Raw genomic sequence first — 13,251 nt, 5'->3', positions numbered from 1 at the left:
GGAAGATCTCCCCCAGGCTATTGCCCTGAAGTGCCGCAACCCTCGTCGATATCCGCGGACCATGGTCGGTGGGACGCGTCATTCCACTCCTCCGCCTGCCCTTTTCAGCTGCCCGTTCCGGGAAAGCCGGCTCATGAGCTCCGCGGCTTCCTTGTGCCGACTGCAGGCGCGCTGGCTGAATGACTGCTCTACCCGTTCACGGACCTCGGGGGACTGCTCCTGGCTGAGCTTGAACATGCCCTCAGCGCCTGTCACGGTGACACGGAACGCCCCGACACCGGAAACGATACTGCGGAAGTAGTCGATCGATTCTGACTGATCCCATCCAGAACCGAAACTGCTTTCAAAGGTCTGCGCCGTGGCCCGCACGACGTCGAGCGTCTCCTCGAGCGAGTCGATCCTCTCTATCACACCGTGCACATGCACCGAGGTGAAGTTCCAGGTCGGTGCGGCCGGCGTCACCTCGTACACCGCGGGCGACACGTAGCCGTGCGGACCGGTGAACACCAGGAGGACGGCATCGCCGGTCCGCAGCGCGCGCCAGTGGGGATTGGCCCGGTTCAAGTGCCCGAGCAGGACGGTGCCATTCGGGCTGCCCGACCAATCGATCACCGTACCGTGGTCCGGGATAATCGGGAGATGAGTGGCCAACAACCCGTCGTCACCGCCGTTGGTCACTGCCAGGGCCAACGGATTGCCGCGGATTAGATCGCTCATCCAAGAACCATCGGGTTCACGGTAATGGCGGGGAACGAACATGCGGTTATGTCACCCCTCGAAGTCGAGTAGCCAGGGCATCAAAATGGTTGGATTCCTGTCCCGTCGGCAGGACAGCCGATGGGCGGACAGGGCCTGTTGCATGCGCCCTCGACGCTATCAACCTTGACGCACCGCAGGTCCGCAATGCAACGTGATTGCGCAAGCATGCGGGGTCGAAGCCAAACACGGAAGATCTACGTGGAACAGCCCGTCGAAACGTACGTCACGTTGCAGTCACGCTAGCGGAAGAAGTGTTTCCATGGGTGCCAATTCAGCTGAGATATACGATGTCGTGGGCGTTGGATTCGGGCCGTCCAACCTGGCGTTCGCGATTGCTCTGGAAGAGAGCGGGGGCGACGCCTCTGCGGGGCCCCTCACCTCCGCGTTCTTCGAGCGGCAGCCCTCGTTCGGCTGGCACCGCAATATGCTGCTGCCGTCGGCGACGATGCAGGTGTCGTTCCTGAAGGACCTGGCAACACTCCGCAATCCGGTATCGCGGTTCGGATTTGTCTCCTTTCTTCACGCCTCCGGCCGGCTTGAACAGTTCATCAACACCCAGACATTCTTCCCGACCCGGGAGGAGTTCCATCAGTACCTTGACTGGGCACAGGCGTTGTTCTCGGGCAAGGTCAGTTACGGATCGGAAGTCGCAGGAATCCAGTTGCCCCCGGAATCTGCTTCCGCAACTGCCCAGTACCTCCAGGTCGACGTGCGTGACACTGTCAGGGGCGATATCAGGACCGTCGCCGCCCGCAATGTCGTGATCTCCACAGGTCTCGTCCCCCAGGTGCCGGACGGCGTGGCATCCGACGAACGGGTCTGGCACAGCTCCGAGTTCCTGGAGAGGTTCCAGCAGGTCTCCCCGGAGACCCTGAAGAAGGTGGCAGTCGTAGGGGCCGGCCAGAGCGGGGCCGAGATCGCCAGATTTCTGTACGACAGCCTTCCGCAGGCCGATATCTACGCGATCATTCCGTCCTACGGCTATTCGATTGCGGACGATACCCCGTTCGCCAACCGGGTGTTCGACTCCGCGGCGGTCGATGACTACTATTTCGGTACGGAGCGTTCTCGGGAAGCCTTCTGGCGCTACCACAAGAACACGAACTATTCGGTTGCCGACGACGAAGTCATCCGGGACCTCTATCAGCGTGTGTACATGGACGAACTGCGCGGAACCAATCGTCTGCACATCCTGAACATGGCTCGGGTCACGAATGTCAAACGGATGGGGAACGAGTCGCGCGTCTTTATGGAGTCGCTGCTCGACGGCGGTTCCCAGGACCTCGATGTGAACGCGCTCGTCTTCGCCACCGGATACGACTCCATGGACCCGAGCGGCGTCCTGGGCGAACTCGACGGCTACTGCCTGCGTGACGGTGCGGGAAGGTACCAGGTCGGCCGCGACTACCGGCTGGTGACCACACCGGATGTGTCGTGCGGCATCTACCTCCAGGGCGGCACCGAACACACCCATGGACTGACGTCGTCCCTCCTGTCGAACATCGCCGTGCGCGGCGGCGAGATCGCGGATTCCATCCTGCGGCGGCGGTCCGCCGACGGGCCGGCGACATCCGCACCGACCACCTCTGCCTGATGAGGACTGACTATGGCCGCAGCACAAGGTCCTTTGCGCGTCGGCGTGCTCGGCTGCGCGGACATCGCCTGGCGCCGCACTCTGCCGGCGATGGCCGCCTGCCCCGACATCGAGGTCGCCGCCCTCGCCAGCCGCGACGAGGCGAAGGGGAGGCGCTTCGCGGCGGCCTTCGGAGGCCCCCGGGTACTGGGCTATGAGGAGCTTCTCGCCGCTGGTGACATCGACGCGCTCTACATACCGCTGCCGGCGATGATGCATGCGCACTGGGTCGCCAGGGCGCTGCGGGCGGGCAAGCATGTGCTCGCCGAGAAGCCGCTGACGGGGGATGCGAAAAGCACGGACGAGCTGCTGGCGCTTGCCGCATCACGGGACCTGGTGCTCTTGGAGAACGTCGCATTCCCACATCACTCGCAGCACGTCCGTGTCCGGCAGATGCTCGCTGCCAAAGCAGTCGGCGAGCTGAAGGACTTCGCGAGCGTGTTCACGATCCCGCCGCTGCCGGATGAGAACATGCGCTATCGCCCGGACATCGGCGGCGGCGCCCTGCTCGACATGGGCATCTATCCGATCCGTGCCGCGCTGTACTACCTTGGCTCTGCTCTTGAAGTGCTCCATGCCGTGCTGCGGGTTCGTTCCCGCACGGGTGCCGTGGTCTCCGGACGTATCCTCGCGTGCACGCCCGCAGGGGTGACGGCCGACGTGGTCTTCGGAATGGAGCACTCCTATCGGACCGGCTGCGCGTTCGCCGGCAGCAGCGGTCTGCTCTCGCTCGACCGGGCGTTCACGCCGCCGCCGTCCTTGCAGCCGGTGCTGCGCATCGAGCGGCAGGATCACCGTGAGGAGATCACGCTTCCGGTGGATGACCAGTTCGGCAATATCGTGCGGTACTTCGCGCATGCGGTACTGACGGGATCGAACACGCTCGACCAATCAGAGATGAGCAGGCGGCAGGCCCGAATCATTGACGACGCGGAACGCGTCGCCGTACGGATCGAGGTCCCTTAGAACGGCCAACATAATGACCGGAGTTGTCGGTAGGAGCACCTCATTGTGTCAGCCGTTTTCAGCGGGCGCCACGTCAAGTCGAAGAGGATAGAGAAGGTGATGACCTCGGAGTCCTCCGGCGGGACCCTGCACACCAAAGTCCTTCTGATCGGCGGCACCGGATTCCTCGGCCGTCATGTCCTCAACAGGCTGTCCACGGCGGGCACGGACGTCACCGTGGTGACCCGGCGGCCGCCCGCCGTGCCCGCGGGGTATGAGGTGGCCGAGCTGGACGACAGAGGTCCGCGACGGGCTCAGTTCGCCTCGATGATCAACCGGTTCACCCCGGATGCCGTGGTCAACACCGCCGGTGAGATCTGGCGGAACGACGCCTCCTTGCTCCAGGCAGCCAATGCCCAGCTCCCGGAGCAACTGGCGCTGGCGATGGCCGACACCAGCAGCACCGCCCGCCTGGTGCACCTCGGCTCATCCTTGGAGTACGGATCACTGCCTCACCCGCACGCGACCGACGAGAGCTGCCCGCAGGAACCGCGGTCGGAGTACGGGCGAAGCAAACTGCGGGGCACCCGACGGATCTTCGAGATCGCCCAGCAGGCGTCGCTGGACGTGGTGGTCCTGCGCATCTTCAACGCCATCGGATCGAACATGTCGCCTGCGAGCCTGCTCGGCAAGACCGTGCGGACGCTCGAGCAGGCACGGCGGGACAAACGCCTGGCGCGGCTGACCCTGTTCGACCTGAGACAGCACCGCGACTACGCCGATGCCCGCGACCTGGCGGAGGCCATCCTCCGTGCGACCGTCTCGCGGCGGCCCGTGGGCGCACCGGTGCTCAATCTCGGCACCGGGCAAGCCAGCAGCGCCTACGACCTGGTCCGCGGGCTGGCACTGGCCAGCGAAGTGGAGTTCACGATCGACGTGCTCCCGGCGCCCGAGGGCGGCGGCCGGTCACTGGCCGCCGACTGGCAGATCGCCGATCCCACTCTGGCTCGGCGCCACCTGGACTGGTCGGCTGCTCGGACGCTGCCGGAGACCCTGCGCTGGATCTGGCGGACCGCCGGTGAGGGCCAGGCCCACCCCATTGCTGGCTGCCCCGCGGAAGGTACCCGATGAACGACAACCTCAAGGACGAGATCCTCTCACTGGTCAACGCGTACCATCACGCGGTCGGGGCCGAGGCATCCACCTGGGTGCCCGGCGAGAACCGGGTGCTGGCCTCGGGCGCCGTACTGACGGCGGCGGACCGGATGGCACTGGTCGAAGCGGCACTGGACCTGCGGATCGCATCCGGGAGCTATGCGATCCGCTTCGAGCGGGCCCTGGCCGGCTATTTCGGATTGCGCAAGGCCCATCTGACCAACTCCGGGTCCTCGGCCAACCTGCTGGCGCTGTCGGCGCTGACCGCACCGGAGCTGGGCGAGCGCGCGCTGCGCCGCGGCGACGAAGTGATCACGGTGGCGGCGGGTTTCCCGACCACGGTCAACCCGATCATCCAGAACGGACTGGTGCCGGTCTTCGTCGACATCGACCTGAGCACCTACAACACCACCGCGGAGCTGGTGGAGGCGGCGATCGGCCCCAAGACGAAGGCCATCATGATCGCGCATGCGCTGGGTAACCCCTTCGAGGCCACCGAGATCCGGGAGCTGGCCGACCGGTACGGGCTGTGGTTCGTGGAGGACAACTGCGACGCCGTCGGCTCCACCTATCGCGGCAGGAAAACGGGAACCTTCGGACACCTCAGCACCGTCAGCTTCTACCCGGCTCACCACCTCACGATGGGCGAGGGCGGCTGCGTCCTGACGGGCAGCATGGAACTCGCGCGCCTTGTCGAGTCCTACCGGGACTGGGGGCGGGACTGCTGGTGCGAACCGGGAGAGGACGACCGATGCAATAAGCGTTTCGGCTGGCAGCTCGGCACGCTTCCCTACGGGTACGACCACAAATACGTCTTCTCCCATGTGGGATACAACCTGAAGGCGACCGATCTTCAAGCGGCCCTGGGACTGTCCCAGTTGGAGCGGCTGTCCGAATTCTGCGACAGTCGACGCAAGAACTGGCTCCGCATGAGATCGGGGCTACAGAACGTGCCGGGCCTTACCTTGCCCGAACCTGCCCCGAACAGTGACCCAAGCTGGTTCGGCTTTACGCTGACGGTCGAGGATTCAGCACCGTACTCCCGCCGGGACCTGCAACTCTATCTGGAGTCAAAACGCATCAGCACCCGGCTGATGTTCAGCGGCAACCTCACCCGTCACCCCGCATATGAAAACGTCGAGTACCGGATATCTGGCAGCTTGTCCAACAGCGACAAGGTCGCCAGCGACACATTGTGGACCGGCATCTACCCCGGTGTGACCGACGAAATGATCGACTATGTGGTCCGCGAAATCTGGTCGTTCGCGAAGGGGAGTCCGCGCTGAATCCTGACGCGCCCTCCTCGCACGCACGCATGCACTGACCAGACCCGCCCCACCCGACACCTCTGGGTCCCCGCTGTGAATGACCAGGCCGAGCCCACGAAGAAAGGTTAGAGAGGTACGTACTCATGACCATCGCGGAGTGCCGTGTGTGCGGCAATCGGACACTGCTTCAGGTGCTGGATCTGGGAGAACAGGCACTGACCGGCGTATTCCCTCGCAGCCGCACGCAAGTCGTGCCGACCGCCCCACTCGACCTGGTCAAGTGCTCGCCGGACGGATGCGGTCTCGTCCAGCTCCGGCACACCGCCGACCTCAGCCTGATGTACGGCGATCAATACGGTTACCGCTCGGGTATCCGCCCCTTCATGATCAACCATCTTCGCGGCAAGGTGGACGAGCTCACCAAGCTGGTCGACATCGGACCCGAGGACCTGGTCCTGGACATCGGAAGCAACGACGGGACCTTGCTGTCCGCTTACCCGGCGGACGGCCGGACTCTCGTCGGAGTGGATCCGACGGGCGAGAAATGGCGAGAGTTCTATCCCGAACACATCCACCTGATCCCCAACTTCTTCTCCCGTGAGGTCTTCGCCGCTCACTACGGCTCCCGCCGGGCCAAGGTCATCACCTCGATCGCAATGTTCTACGACCTGCCCGACCCGCTCCGGTTCATGGAGGACGTAAAGGCGACCCTCGCTGACGACGGTGTGTGGATGCTGGAGATGAGCTATCTTCCGGCGATGCTCGAGGCGACCGCCTATGACGTGATATGCCACGAGCACCTGGAGTACTACGCACTCAGCCAGATCGAGTGGATGGCCGAGCGCGTCGGCCTCGACGTCGTGAGAGCGGAGATCACCGAGGTGTACGGCGGCAGCCTCTGCGTCACCCTCGGCAGACAGGGCTCGGGGCACCGGCGTGACGAGGCGGCGCTGAACCGCTTGCGTGCCCGGGAGGCCGGGCTGCGGCTCGACACCATGGCGCCCTTCGAGTCGTTCGGCGAGCGTGTGCGCGAACACCGCGAACACCTGCGTGACTTCCTCGACACCTCGCGCAAGGACGGCAAGCTGACCCTGGGCTACGGCGCGTCCACCAAGGGAAACGTGATTCTCCAGTACTGCGGCATCACCGAGGACAGCCTGCCGTGCATCGGAGAGGTCAGCCAGGAGAAGGCCGGCCGGTTCACCCCGGGCACCCACATCCCCATCGTCTCCGAGAAGGAGGCTCTCGCACAACGCCCTGACCAGCTGCTGGTGCTCCCATGGGTCTACAGGGACGGATTCATCGAGCGGGAAGGCGAATTCCGCTCCCGCGGCGGCAAGCTGGTCTTCCCACTGCCCGCGCCCCTGAGCATCGTGTAGCGGCGGCTTCTCCCTCGGAAGCGCGCGCGGCCTGCGGTACTGCCCGATGTGGTGCAGCAGGGTGTGCTTGCCGGTGCCGCGGTAGTCGCTGCCGGCCCGAGGTTCGGTGGCGAACTCCTCGACGGTTTCACGTTCGCGGTCGAGGAGGTCTCGCGCTATGTGCACCGTAGGGTCCTCTGGCACAAGCCCGTTGTCCGCGCTGCCTTCGCCGACGGACTGCCGTGGCAGCTCGATGGCCCCTTGTCCACTGAGCGATGGGGCACTTTTCGCCTGGCGTACACGGCGGAGTTCGCACTCCGGCTCCTGGATACGACTGGCCGCCAGATCGGCCAGGGCCTGGGCACATTCCCGTTCGGTTTCCGCTCCGGTCAGCTGGGTGCGCGGTTCCTCCTGCTGCGAGCGTTTGCCCGTCTGTGCCGCAGCCGTCGGCCGGCTGGCGTTCATGGCCCGCCCGCTGCTGCCGAGCCCGAAGCAGCGGGAGGCAACTCCAGCCCCGGTGGCAGCGTCTCTCCGGGAGAAGGCACCAGACCATGCGGCACGGCACGGCTCGCGTGGCCGGGTAGACCGTGGCGCCGGTGAACTCCGCGTGGTCGAAGTCGACCGTGCCGCCAGAGAACCCCCCGTGGCCGAAGTAGACCGTGCGCCGGAGAAGTCACCGCCGTCGAAGACGACACTGGTGAAGTCGAAGTCATAGCCCTGCCAGGAGACGTGCGTCTCCTTGGGTCCGACCGCGGTGCGGTCGCGGATGAGGCGGATGATGGTGTGCCGCACCTCGCGCAGCGCCAGGTAGGCGTGGTGGGCGGCCATGTCGTCCGGAGGCAGGTCGGGCCCGGCGGTGCAGGGCAGCCGCAGATACGTGCACAGCACGTCGATGCAGGTCTGTCGCAGCAGGTCGGTGGGCGCGTCGTCGGCGAGCCCGGCCAGCGCGTGCACCCCGCCCAGTCGCACCGCGGCGGATTGCTCGCCGAGCTGGGAGACGCCGGTGGTGAAGCCGGTGTGCAGCCGGGCGGCCTCCCGCAGCGCGCCGGCCTCGTCCACCCGCCGACGGCGTTAGGCCACCACCAGGGCGACCAGCACCCCGGCCCCGGCCACCACCCCGAAACAGAGCTTCACCAGGTCGAAGAGGGTCTTGGAGGTGAGGCGCCGCTCCGGTTTCAGCCCCCGGGCACCGAGCAGATCCCACCCGGCGAAGAACACACCGGCGACCACCATGACCGCGAGGGCGAAGGTTGCGGCCAGCACCAGGCCGACCGGCCACAGGCGCAGGCCCGCCGCTCTTGACGACGTATCAGATGAGGCATCACACCCCGCAGGATCGCCCAGGACACCCGTCGGCCGCAGACCCCCGCCACATCCCGTCAGCGCCAAGGACGACGAAGCCTCCGGATCCTGGCATCACGTCCGCCATCGAGGTCGAGGTGGAGGTGGAGGTGCCGAGGTGGGGACGACCATGCTGCGGATCACCGCCGACACCGAGCTCAGCGCGGGCGGTGGCTGAGAAGGTCACCCGGCTGGCACTCCAGTACCTCGCACAAGCGGGTCAGGGTGCTGAACCGCATGGCCCTGGCCCGGCCGTTCTTGAGGATCGACAGGTTGACGTGGGTGACGCCGACCCGTTCGGCGAGTTCCGCCAAGGTCATCCCGCGCTCCTGGAGCAGCCGGTCTAGGTGGACCTCGATCGAGTGTTCCTGCTTCTCCTCGGGCATCAGACGGTTCCCTCGAGGTCTTCGCGCATGGTGATGCCGACACGCATGACCCGGGCGAAGGACAGGACGCCAAGACCGGTGAAGATAGCCATGTAGGGAATGTCCCACGACAACAGTCCCGAGAGGGCACTGACCTCGCTGTCGCGGCTCAGGGAAGCGATGAGTCCCGTCTTGGCGGTGGAGCCGGCGATCGCGGCGAGCGTACTGCCGGCCAGCAGCCACCAGCCCAGCTTGCGCAGCCGCTCTGCGGTCCGCACGGTGTAGAGCCCCTCACGCTCGGCGCTTCGGATCAGCTGGAGGACGAGCAGGAGCGCTCCGGTGCTGAAGACGAAGGGAACAAGCTTCGTGGCCGTGTTGAGCAGGCTCTGGGCTGTACTGGGGGCCGTGGTGCAGTAGTTCGGATGAGCGTCCAGGTCGACCGTGGCCCCCGGCGCGGGTTCGACTCCCCAGTCCGGCCCCTCGCCGACGCCGACCGACATGGTCGAATCCTCGGCACAAACCGACGTGTCGCCGATGCCGAGGACCTGCACTCCGTCGGAGAACAGCAGGCCGAGCAGCCCGGCTCCCAGCAGGACCGCGACCAGTGTCACGACGGCCCTGACGGCCGTGGACATCGGTTCCAGCGGATTGCGCACCTTAGCCATGACGGCCCCCGTATCGTTTATCGATGCTATCGAATAGCGATACGTCGATCGATGGAGTGGTAGCAACCAAGAGACTTCGGGCACCACCAGCTCGCCCCAGGGCGGGGGCGGGGGGCGGCTGCTAAAGGCGAGCGAGGAGCATGGCGCTGGAGGCGGCGCGCCCGCGTCACAGGTCTGCGTGGATCAGGAGACGACCTGGAGCAGCAGCCGCTGGCGCACACAGTGCGTATTCCACAGGGGTACATGGCCCCGACCGGGAGACCGGCCCGCTCGCGCCAGTGCTGTGCGAGGCGAATCGCGGCGGGTTCCTCGCCGAGGGCAGCCGGCCGCCTGACGAACTCGCAGTATGCGAAGGGGGGTTGTGGCATCAGCGTGCCTTCGTATCCGGTTCGCAGGCCGCTGCCCTTGCCGCCATGCTGAACGAGAGGGTGCATCGGGCCGGGCTCATCAGCGGTGTCTATCGGCCCGCCGGTCGGCCGGTGCGGGATGGGCGAGAGGTGCGTGACCGGTGTGCGGGAAGTGTCGTATGGATACGAACATTTGTCGCCGTCTGCGCCATCGGTCTTCCTTTCCCCTGTGCGCGTGCATAACTTCGTGCATCTACCAGAACCTGGACAAGAAGGACGATGAGTACTGCATCGGCCCGGGGCGTCACACCATCGGGATTCGGACCATCGAAACGCCCGCGTGGTTTGCCGTCGGGGCGAAGAAGCCTTGCCCGCCCGGCACTGGCCCCTGATCCGGCGGTCAGCAGCCCTCAGCGCACGGCGGTACAGCATGGACATTGCCTTCGATCACGGCGAGACGACCTCGGTTGAGGTCTCACTTCACGACCAGGAAGTGGAGAACGTCGGGGTGGAGACGGAGCTTATCCCTACCCACCTGACCACCTACATGGTCGAGTGGGTGGACTCCGTCTCGTGGGATGTGGCTGCGAAGCAGGCACAGTTCCTCACTCTGCACGGAACGTTCCGCTCAGGTATCAGCTTCCGCTGCCTCGTGCACTCCGGCGTTCCCTGCCACGAGCAGAGCCGTCATCAGGTATGCGCGGGCAGGAGGATCGATGTGCCGCCCTTGACCAGGGTTGTCATTTCGGTCGTCGGGACTCATAGCGTCGAGCGGGTGACAGTCTCCGGGGCTGCGGTGGGATCCGTGGTGAGTTCCCGCATCACGGATCTGCGCTTCAAATTGACGATGCTGACACCCGGCGGAGATCACATCCGTACCCAATACGCCGAAGCCAAGATCTCGAGAGTCTTCGGCTGAAGACCGTTGGAGAGAACCTTGGTCGTGTGCCATCGAACTTTGAGTGATCCGCTGACGAGCAAGGGTGAGGAGAAGAAGCGCCGACGTGGCCAAGATCCCCGACCCGTCGGGGATCTTGGCCACGGATGGATCAGTCGCTCTGGTTGCCGGGCTGCTTGGGCAGGCAGAACATCAGCGCCCACATCAGGGCCAGGAGGCCGCTGACCCACCACAGCACGGTGACGAACGCGTCGCGGTTGACCGCGCCGTCAGGAGAGCCGCCGGTGATGGCGAAGAACACCACGGCGGTGAGCGCGGTGCCTAGCGCGATGCCCAGGTGGATGGCGGTGTTGAACAGGCCCGAGGCCGAGCCGGCGTCCTCGTGCGGGACCCTGGCCAGCGACAAGTCGATGAGCGGGCCAGAGACCATGCCCAGACCGAAGCCGATCAGGACCACCGGAGCGGTCATCGCCCAAAGGGTCAGGTCGGCCTGATGGCTGCCGATCTGGAACCCGTAGGTGACCATCGCAGCGGTCGCGATGAGGGCTCCGGCCTGCGGCAGACGGCGGGCGAAACGTCCGGCGGTCTTCGCCGCGACCGTCGCACCGCCCAGTTCTCCCACGGAGAGCAGCACGAAGGCCACGGCTGCCTCAAGCGGGCTCAAGCCCAGTCCGCGCTGCAGGTACAGCGTCCAGGTCATGAAGAACAGGCCGCACAGCAGGCCGTGCAGCAGGTCTGCGGCCATGCCCCCGGAGAACTGCCTGATCCGGAAGAGGGGCAGGGTCACCAGCGGGGCGTTGCCCTGCCTGCGCCGCTGGTGGCGCAGGAAGACACCGAGGACCAGGACGCCGACGGCGAGCATGACGAAGCACCACAGCGGCCATCGGTGGGCGTGGCCCTCGGTGAGCGGGAAGAGGATCAAGACGATGGCTAGGCCGGACAGCAGCATGCCGACCACGTCGAGCCGGTCGGCCTTGCGGACGGTCGATTCGGGGATGAATGTGCGTCCGAGGAGGAGTACGGCCAGCCCGACGGGCACATTGACCAGGAAGATCGGCCGCCAGGACAGCTCGAACAGGTCGGCCTGGGTGAGCACACCTCCCAGGACCGGGCCCAGGACGTTGGCGATGGCCAGGACGGCCCCGTACAGGCCGAACGCCTTGCTGCGGTTGTGGCCCTCGAAGGTGACGTGCATGGTCGCCAGGACCTGCGGGATCATCACGGCCACGCCGGCGCCCTGGAGCAGGCGGGCGCCGATCAGCATGCCCGGGCCGGTGGCCAGACCGCACAGCAGCGAGGCGGCGGTGAACACGACGGTGCCGATGAGCAGGATCCTGCGGCGGCCGTAGATGTCACCGAGCCGTCCGCCGGTGATCAGCCCGACGGCGATGGGCAGGGAATAGGCGGTGGTCAGCCACTGCACCGCGACCGGCCCGGCGCCGGTCGACTCCTGGATCGCGGGCAGGGCGGTCAGGACGACCGACTGGTCGAGCATGTTCATCAGCTCGGCGGTCAGCAGCACCAAGAGGGCGATCCAGGCTGCCAGGGCCATTTTCGGGCGGCGAGGTGCTGGGTGTGGGGTTTGGGTGTGCTGCGGCTCGTTGCCGAGCGCGGAGGAAGACACGACGGGAGAACTCCTGATTTAAAGGAATCGGGGAGCCCTGCCGACAGCCGCACCGGGGCCGAAAACACCAAAGCCCGGGGCAGACGGCAGAGCTGCACCCGGGAAGGAAAACTGCGGGGATGGGTGACGCAACTCAGGCAAGCGCGACGTCCGCCCCCGGACACGTGCGACAACACAGCACGCGGGGAACACGGACGACTACACGGCCTGGTTAATAGGACGTCACCCCAAGATCGACACAGAAGGAACAGGAAGTCCGGCCACTGCCACCGACACTCGGCGCAGGGACTGAACCACGGTACAACCTCTGGGTCGGGAGCTCCAATCGCATTCTCCCTTGCTCTGACCAGGCGTGACCAACGTCGATGGTGCCGACAGTGACTGTCCTGTCTGCGACAGCTTGCCGGACCGCCTGTCACGTGACCCGAGGTTGAACGGCCGCGCCGTGAGCGCACCGACCTCGCAGAAGATTCCTGCCCCGTGGCTCTCCGCGTACTTCAGCACCCGACGTCGTAGGTGCTCCTGAACTCACCCGGGTACTGCTACTCATCCGTCGCACCGCGCTGACGCTTCGCTGATCTGCGCGGCAGTGACCGCGGCGACGTCAGCGCCGGGCTTGAGGCGGACCGCATCCAGGACTGCCGTCCACGAGGCCCACTCGGTCTCCAGCGCGGCGCTGACGGAGTACGGGCAGCCGGGGATCATCAGATGCTTGTTGTTCCCGTAGCCATAGGTGTGGCAGAAGCACCGGTCAGGAGCGGTGTCCGCGTCCGGACGCAGACATGGCGTGACAACAGGCAGGTCCCACCGGAGGACCGAGTACCAGACGGCGTATCCCGAGGTGCAGGAGCCCTGGCGCGTGGCTTGCCTTGTGGCAGGGGTAACGAGCGTTT

The 13,251-nt window shown here is 65.9% G+C and carries 12 protein-coding genes; 7 read left to right on the top strand and 5 right to left on the bottom strand.

Annotation, left to right across the window (positions count from 1 at the left end):
* Positions 1 to 78: 78 nt before the first annotated feature.
* Positions 79 to 759 carry an FMN-binding negative transcriptional regulator gene (locus tag CP975_RS00195; RefSeq protein WP_055533856.1) on the bottom strand — a complete coding sequence of 227 codons (681 nt, stop codon included), beginning with the start codon at positions 757 to 759 and terminating at the stop codon, positions 79 to 81.
* A 259-nt stretch (positions 760 to 1,018) separates the two neighbouring features.
* On the opposite strand from CP975_RS00195, the gene CP975_RS00190 reads away from it, so the two are divergent.
* The 5 genes from CP975_RS00190 to CP975_RS00170 all read left to right on the top strand — a co-directional run bounded on the left by CP975_RS00190 (position 1,019) and on the right by CP975_RS00170 (position 7,139).
* Positions 1,019 to 2,353, top strand: coding sequence for a lysine N(6)-hydroxylase/L-ornithine N(5)-oxygenase family protein (locus tag CP975_RS00190; protein ID WP_055533858.1), 1,335 nt, complete (start codon positions 1,019 to 1,021; stop codon positions 2,351 to 2,353).
* Between the two features lie 12 nt (positions 2,354 to 2,365).
* Positions 2,366 to 3,358: a Gfo/Idh/MocA family protein gene (locus tag CP975_RS00185; protein ID WP_055533860.1), complete on the top strand. Its 993-nt coding sequence runs from the start codon at positions 2,366 to 2,368 to the stop codon at positions 3,356 to 3,358.
* Positions 3,359 to 3,457: 99 nt separating this feature from the next.
* Positions 3,458 to 4,468 carry an NAD-dependent epimerase/dehydratase family protein gene (locus CP975_RS00180; RefSeq protein WP_055533862.1) on the top strand — a complete coding sequence of 337 codons (1,011 nt, stop codon included), beginning with the start codon at positions 3,458 to 3,460 and terminating at the stop codon, positions 4,466 to 4,468.
* Positions 4,465 to 5,778: a lipopolysaccharide biosynthesis protein RfbH gene (gene rfbH, locus CP975_RS00175; protein WP_055533865.1), complete on the top strand. Its 1,314-nt coding sequence runs from the start codon at positions 4,465 to 4,467 to the stop codon at positions 5,776 to 5,778. The genes CP975_RS00180 and rfbH overlap by 4 nt, the downstream gene beginning before the upstream one ends.
* A 125-nt stretch (positions 5,779 to 5,903) precedes the next feature.
* Positions 5,904 to 7,139, top strand: coding sequence for a class I SAM-dependent methyltransferase (locus CP975_RS00170; RefSeq protein ID WP_055533867.1), 1,236 nt, complete (start codon positions 5,904 to 5,906; stop codon positions 7,137 to 7,139).
* 1,050 nt (positions 7,140 to 8,189) lie between these two features.
* On the opposite strand, the gene CP975_RS35550 is transcribed toward CP975_RS00170, so the two are convergent.
* From CP975_RS35550 to CP975_RS00155, 3 genes are all read right to left on the bottom strand, one after another.
* Positions 8,190 to 8,381: a hypothetical protein gene (locus CP975_RS35550; protein WP_055533869.1), complete on the bottom strand. Its 192-nt coding sequence runs from the start codon at positions 8,379 to 8,381 to the stop codon at positions 8,190 to 8,192.
* Between the two features lie 236 nt (positions 8,382 to 8,617).
* On the bottom strand, positions 8,618 to 8,845 hold the full coding sequence (locus CP975_RS00160) for a helix-turn-helix domain-containing protein (RefSeq protein WP_070321266.1): 228 nt from the start codon (positions 8,843 to 8,845) through the stop codon (positions 8,618 to 8,620).
* Positions 8,845 to 9,489, bottom strand: coding sequence for a DUF2975 domain-containing protein (locus CP975_RS00155; RefSeq protein WP_150476428.1), 645 nt, complete (start codon positions 9,487 to 9,489; stop codon positions 8,845 to 8,847). The genes CP975_RS00160 and CP975_RS00155 overlap by 1 nt, the downstream gene beginning before the upstream one ends.
* A gap of 140 nt (positions 9,490 to 9,629) precedes the next feature.
* Here CP975_RS00155 and CP975_RS36470 point away from each other — a divergent pair, with 140 nt between their 5' ends.
* Positions 9,630 to 10,079 carry a DUF6919 domain-containing protein gene (locus tag CP975_RS36470; protein WP_425474217.1) on the top strand — a complete coding sequence of 150 codons (450 nt, stop codon included), beginning with the start codon at positions 9,630 to 9,632 and terminating at the stop codon, positions 10,077 to 10,079.
* A 187-nt stretch (positions 10,080 to 10,266) separates the two neighbouring features.
* Positions 10,267 to 10,755, top strand: coding sequence for a hypothetical protein (locus CP975_RS00150; RefSeq protein WP_055533873.1), 489 nt, complete (start codon positions 10,267 to 10,269; stop codon positions 10,753 to 10,755).
* A 130-nt stretch (positions 10,756 to 10,885) separates the two neighbouring features.
* On the opposite strand, the gene CP975_RS00145 is transcribed toward CP975_RS00150, so the two are convergent.
* Positions 10,886 to 12,358 (bottom strand): MFS transporter, encoded by a 1,473-nt coding sequence (locus CP975_RS00145; RefSeq protein ID WP_055533882.1) that lies wholly within the window; start codon positions 12,356 to 12,358, stop codon positions 10,886 to 10,888.
* Between the last annotated feature and the right edge of the window lie 893 nt (positions 12,359 to 13,251).

Origin of the sequence: Streptomyces alboniger (assembly GCF_008704395.1) — a bacterium.
Lineage (GTDB): Bacteria > Actinomycetota > Actinomycetes > Streptomycetales > Streptomycetaceae > Streptomyces > Streptomyces alboniger.
Note: the sequence above shows the minus strand (reverse complement) of the source record. Positions and strands in the feature narration are given on the sequence as shown.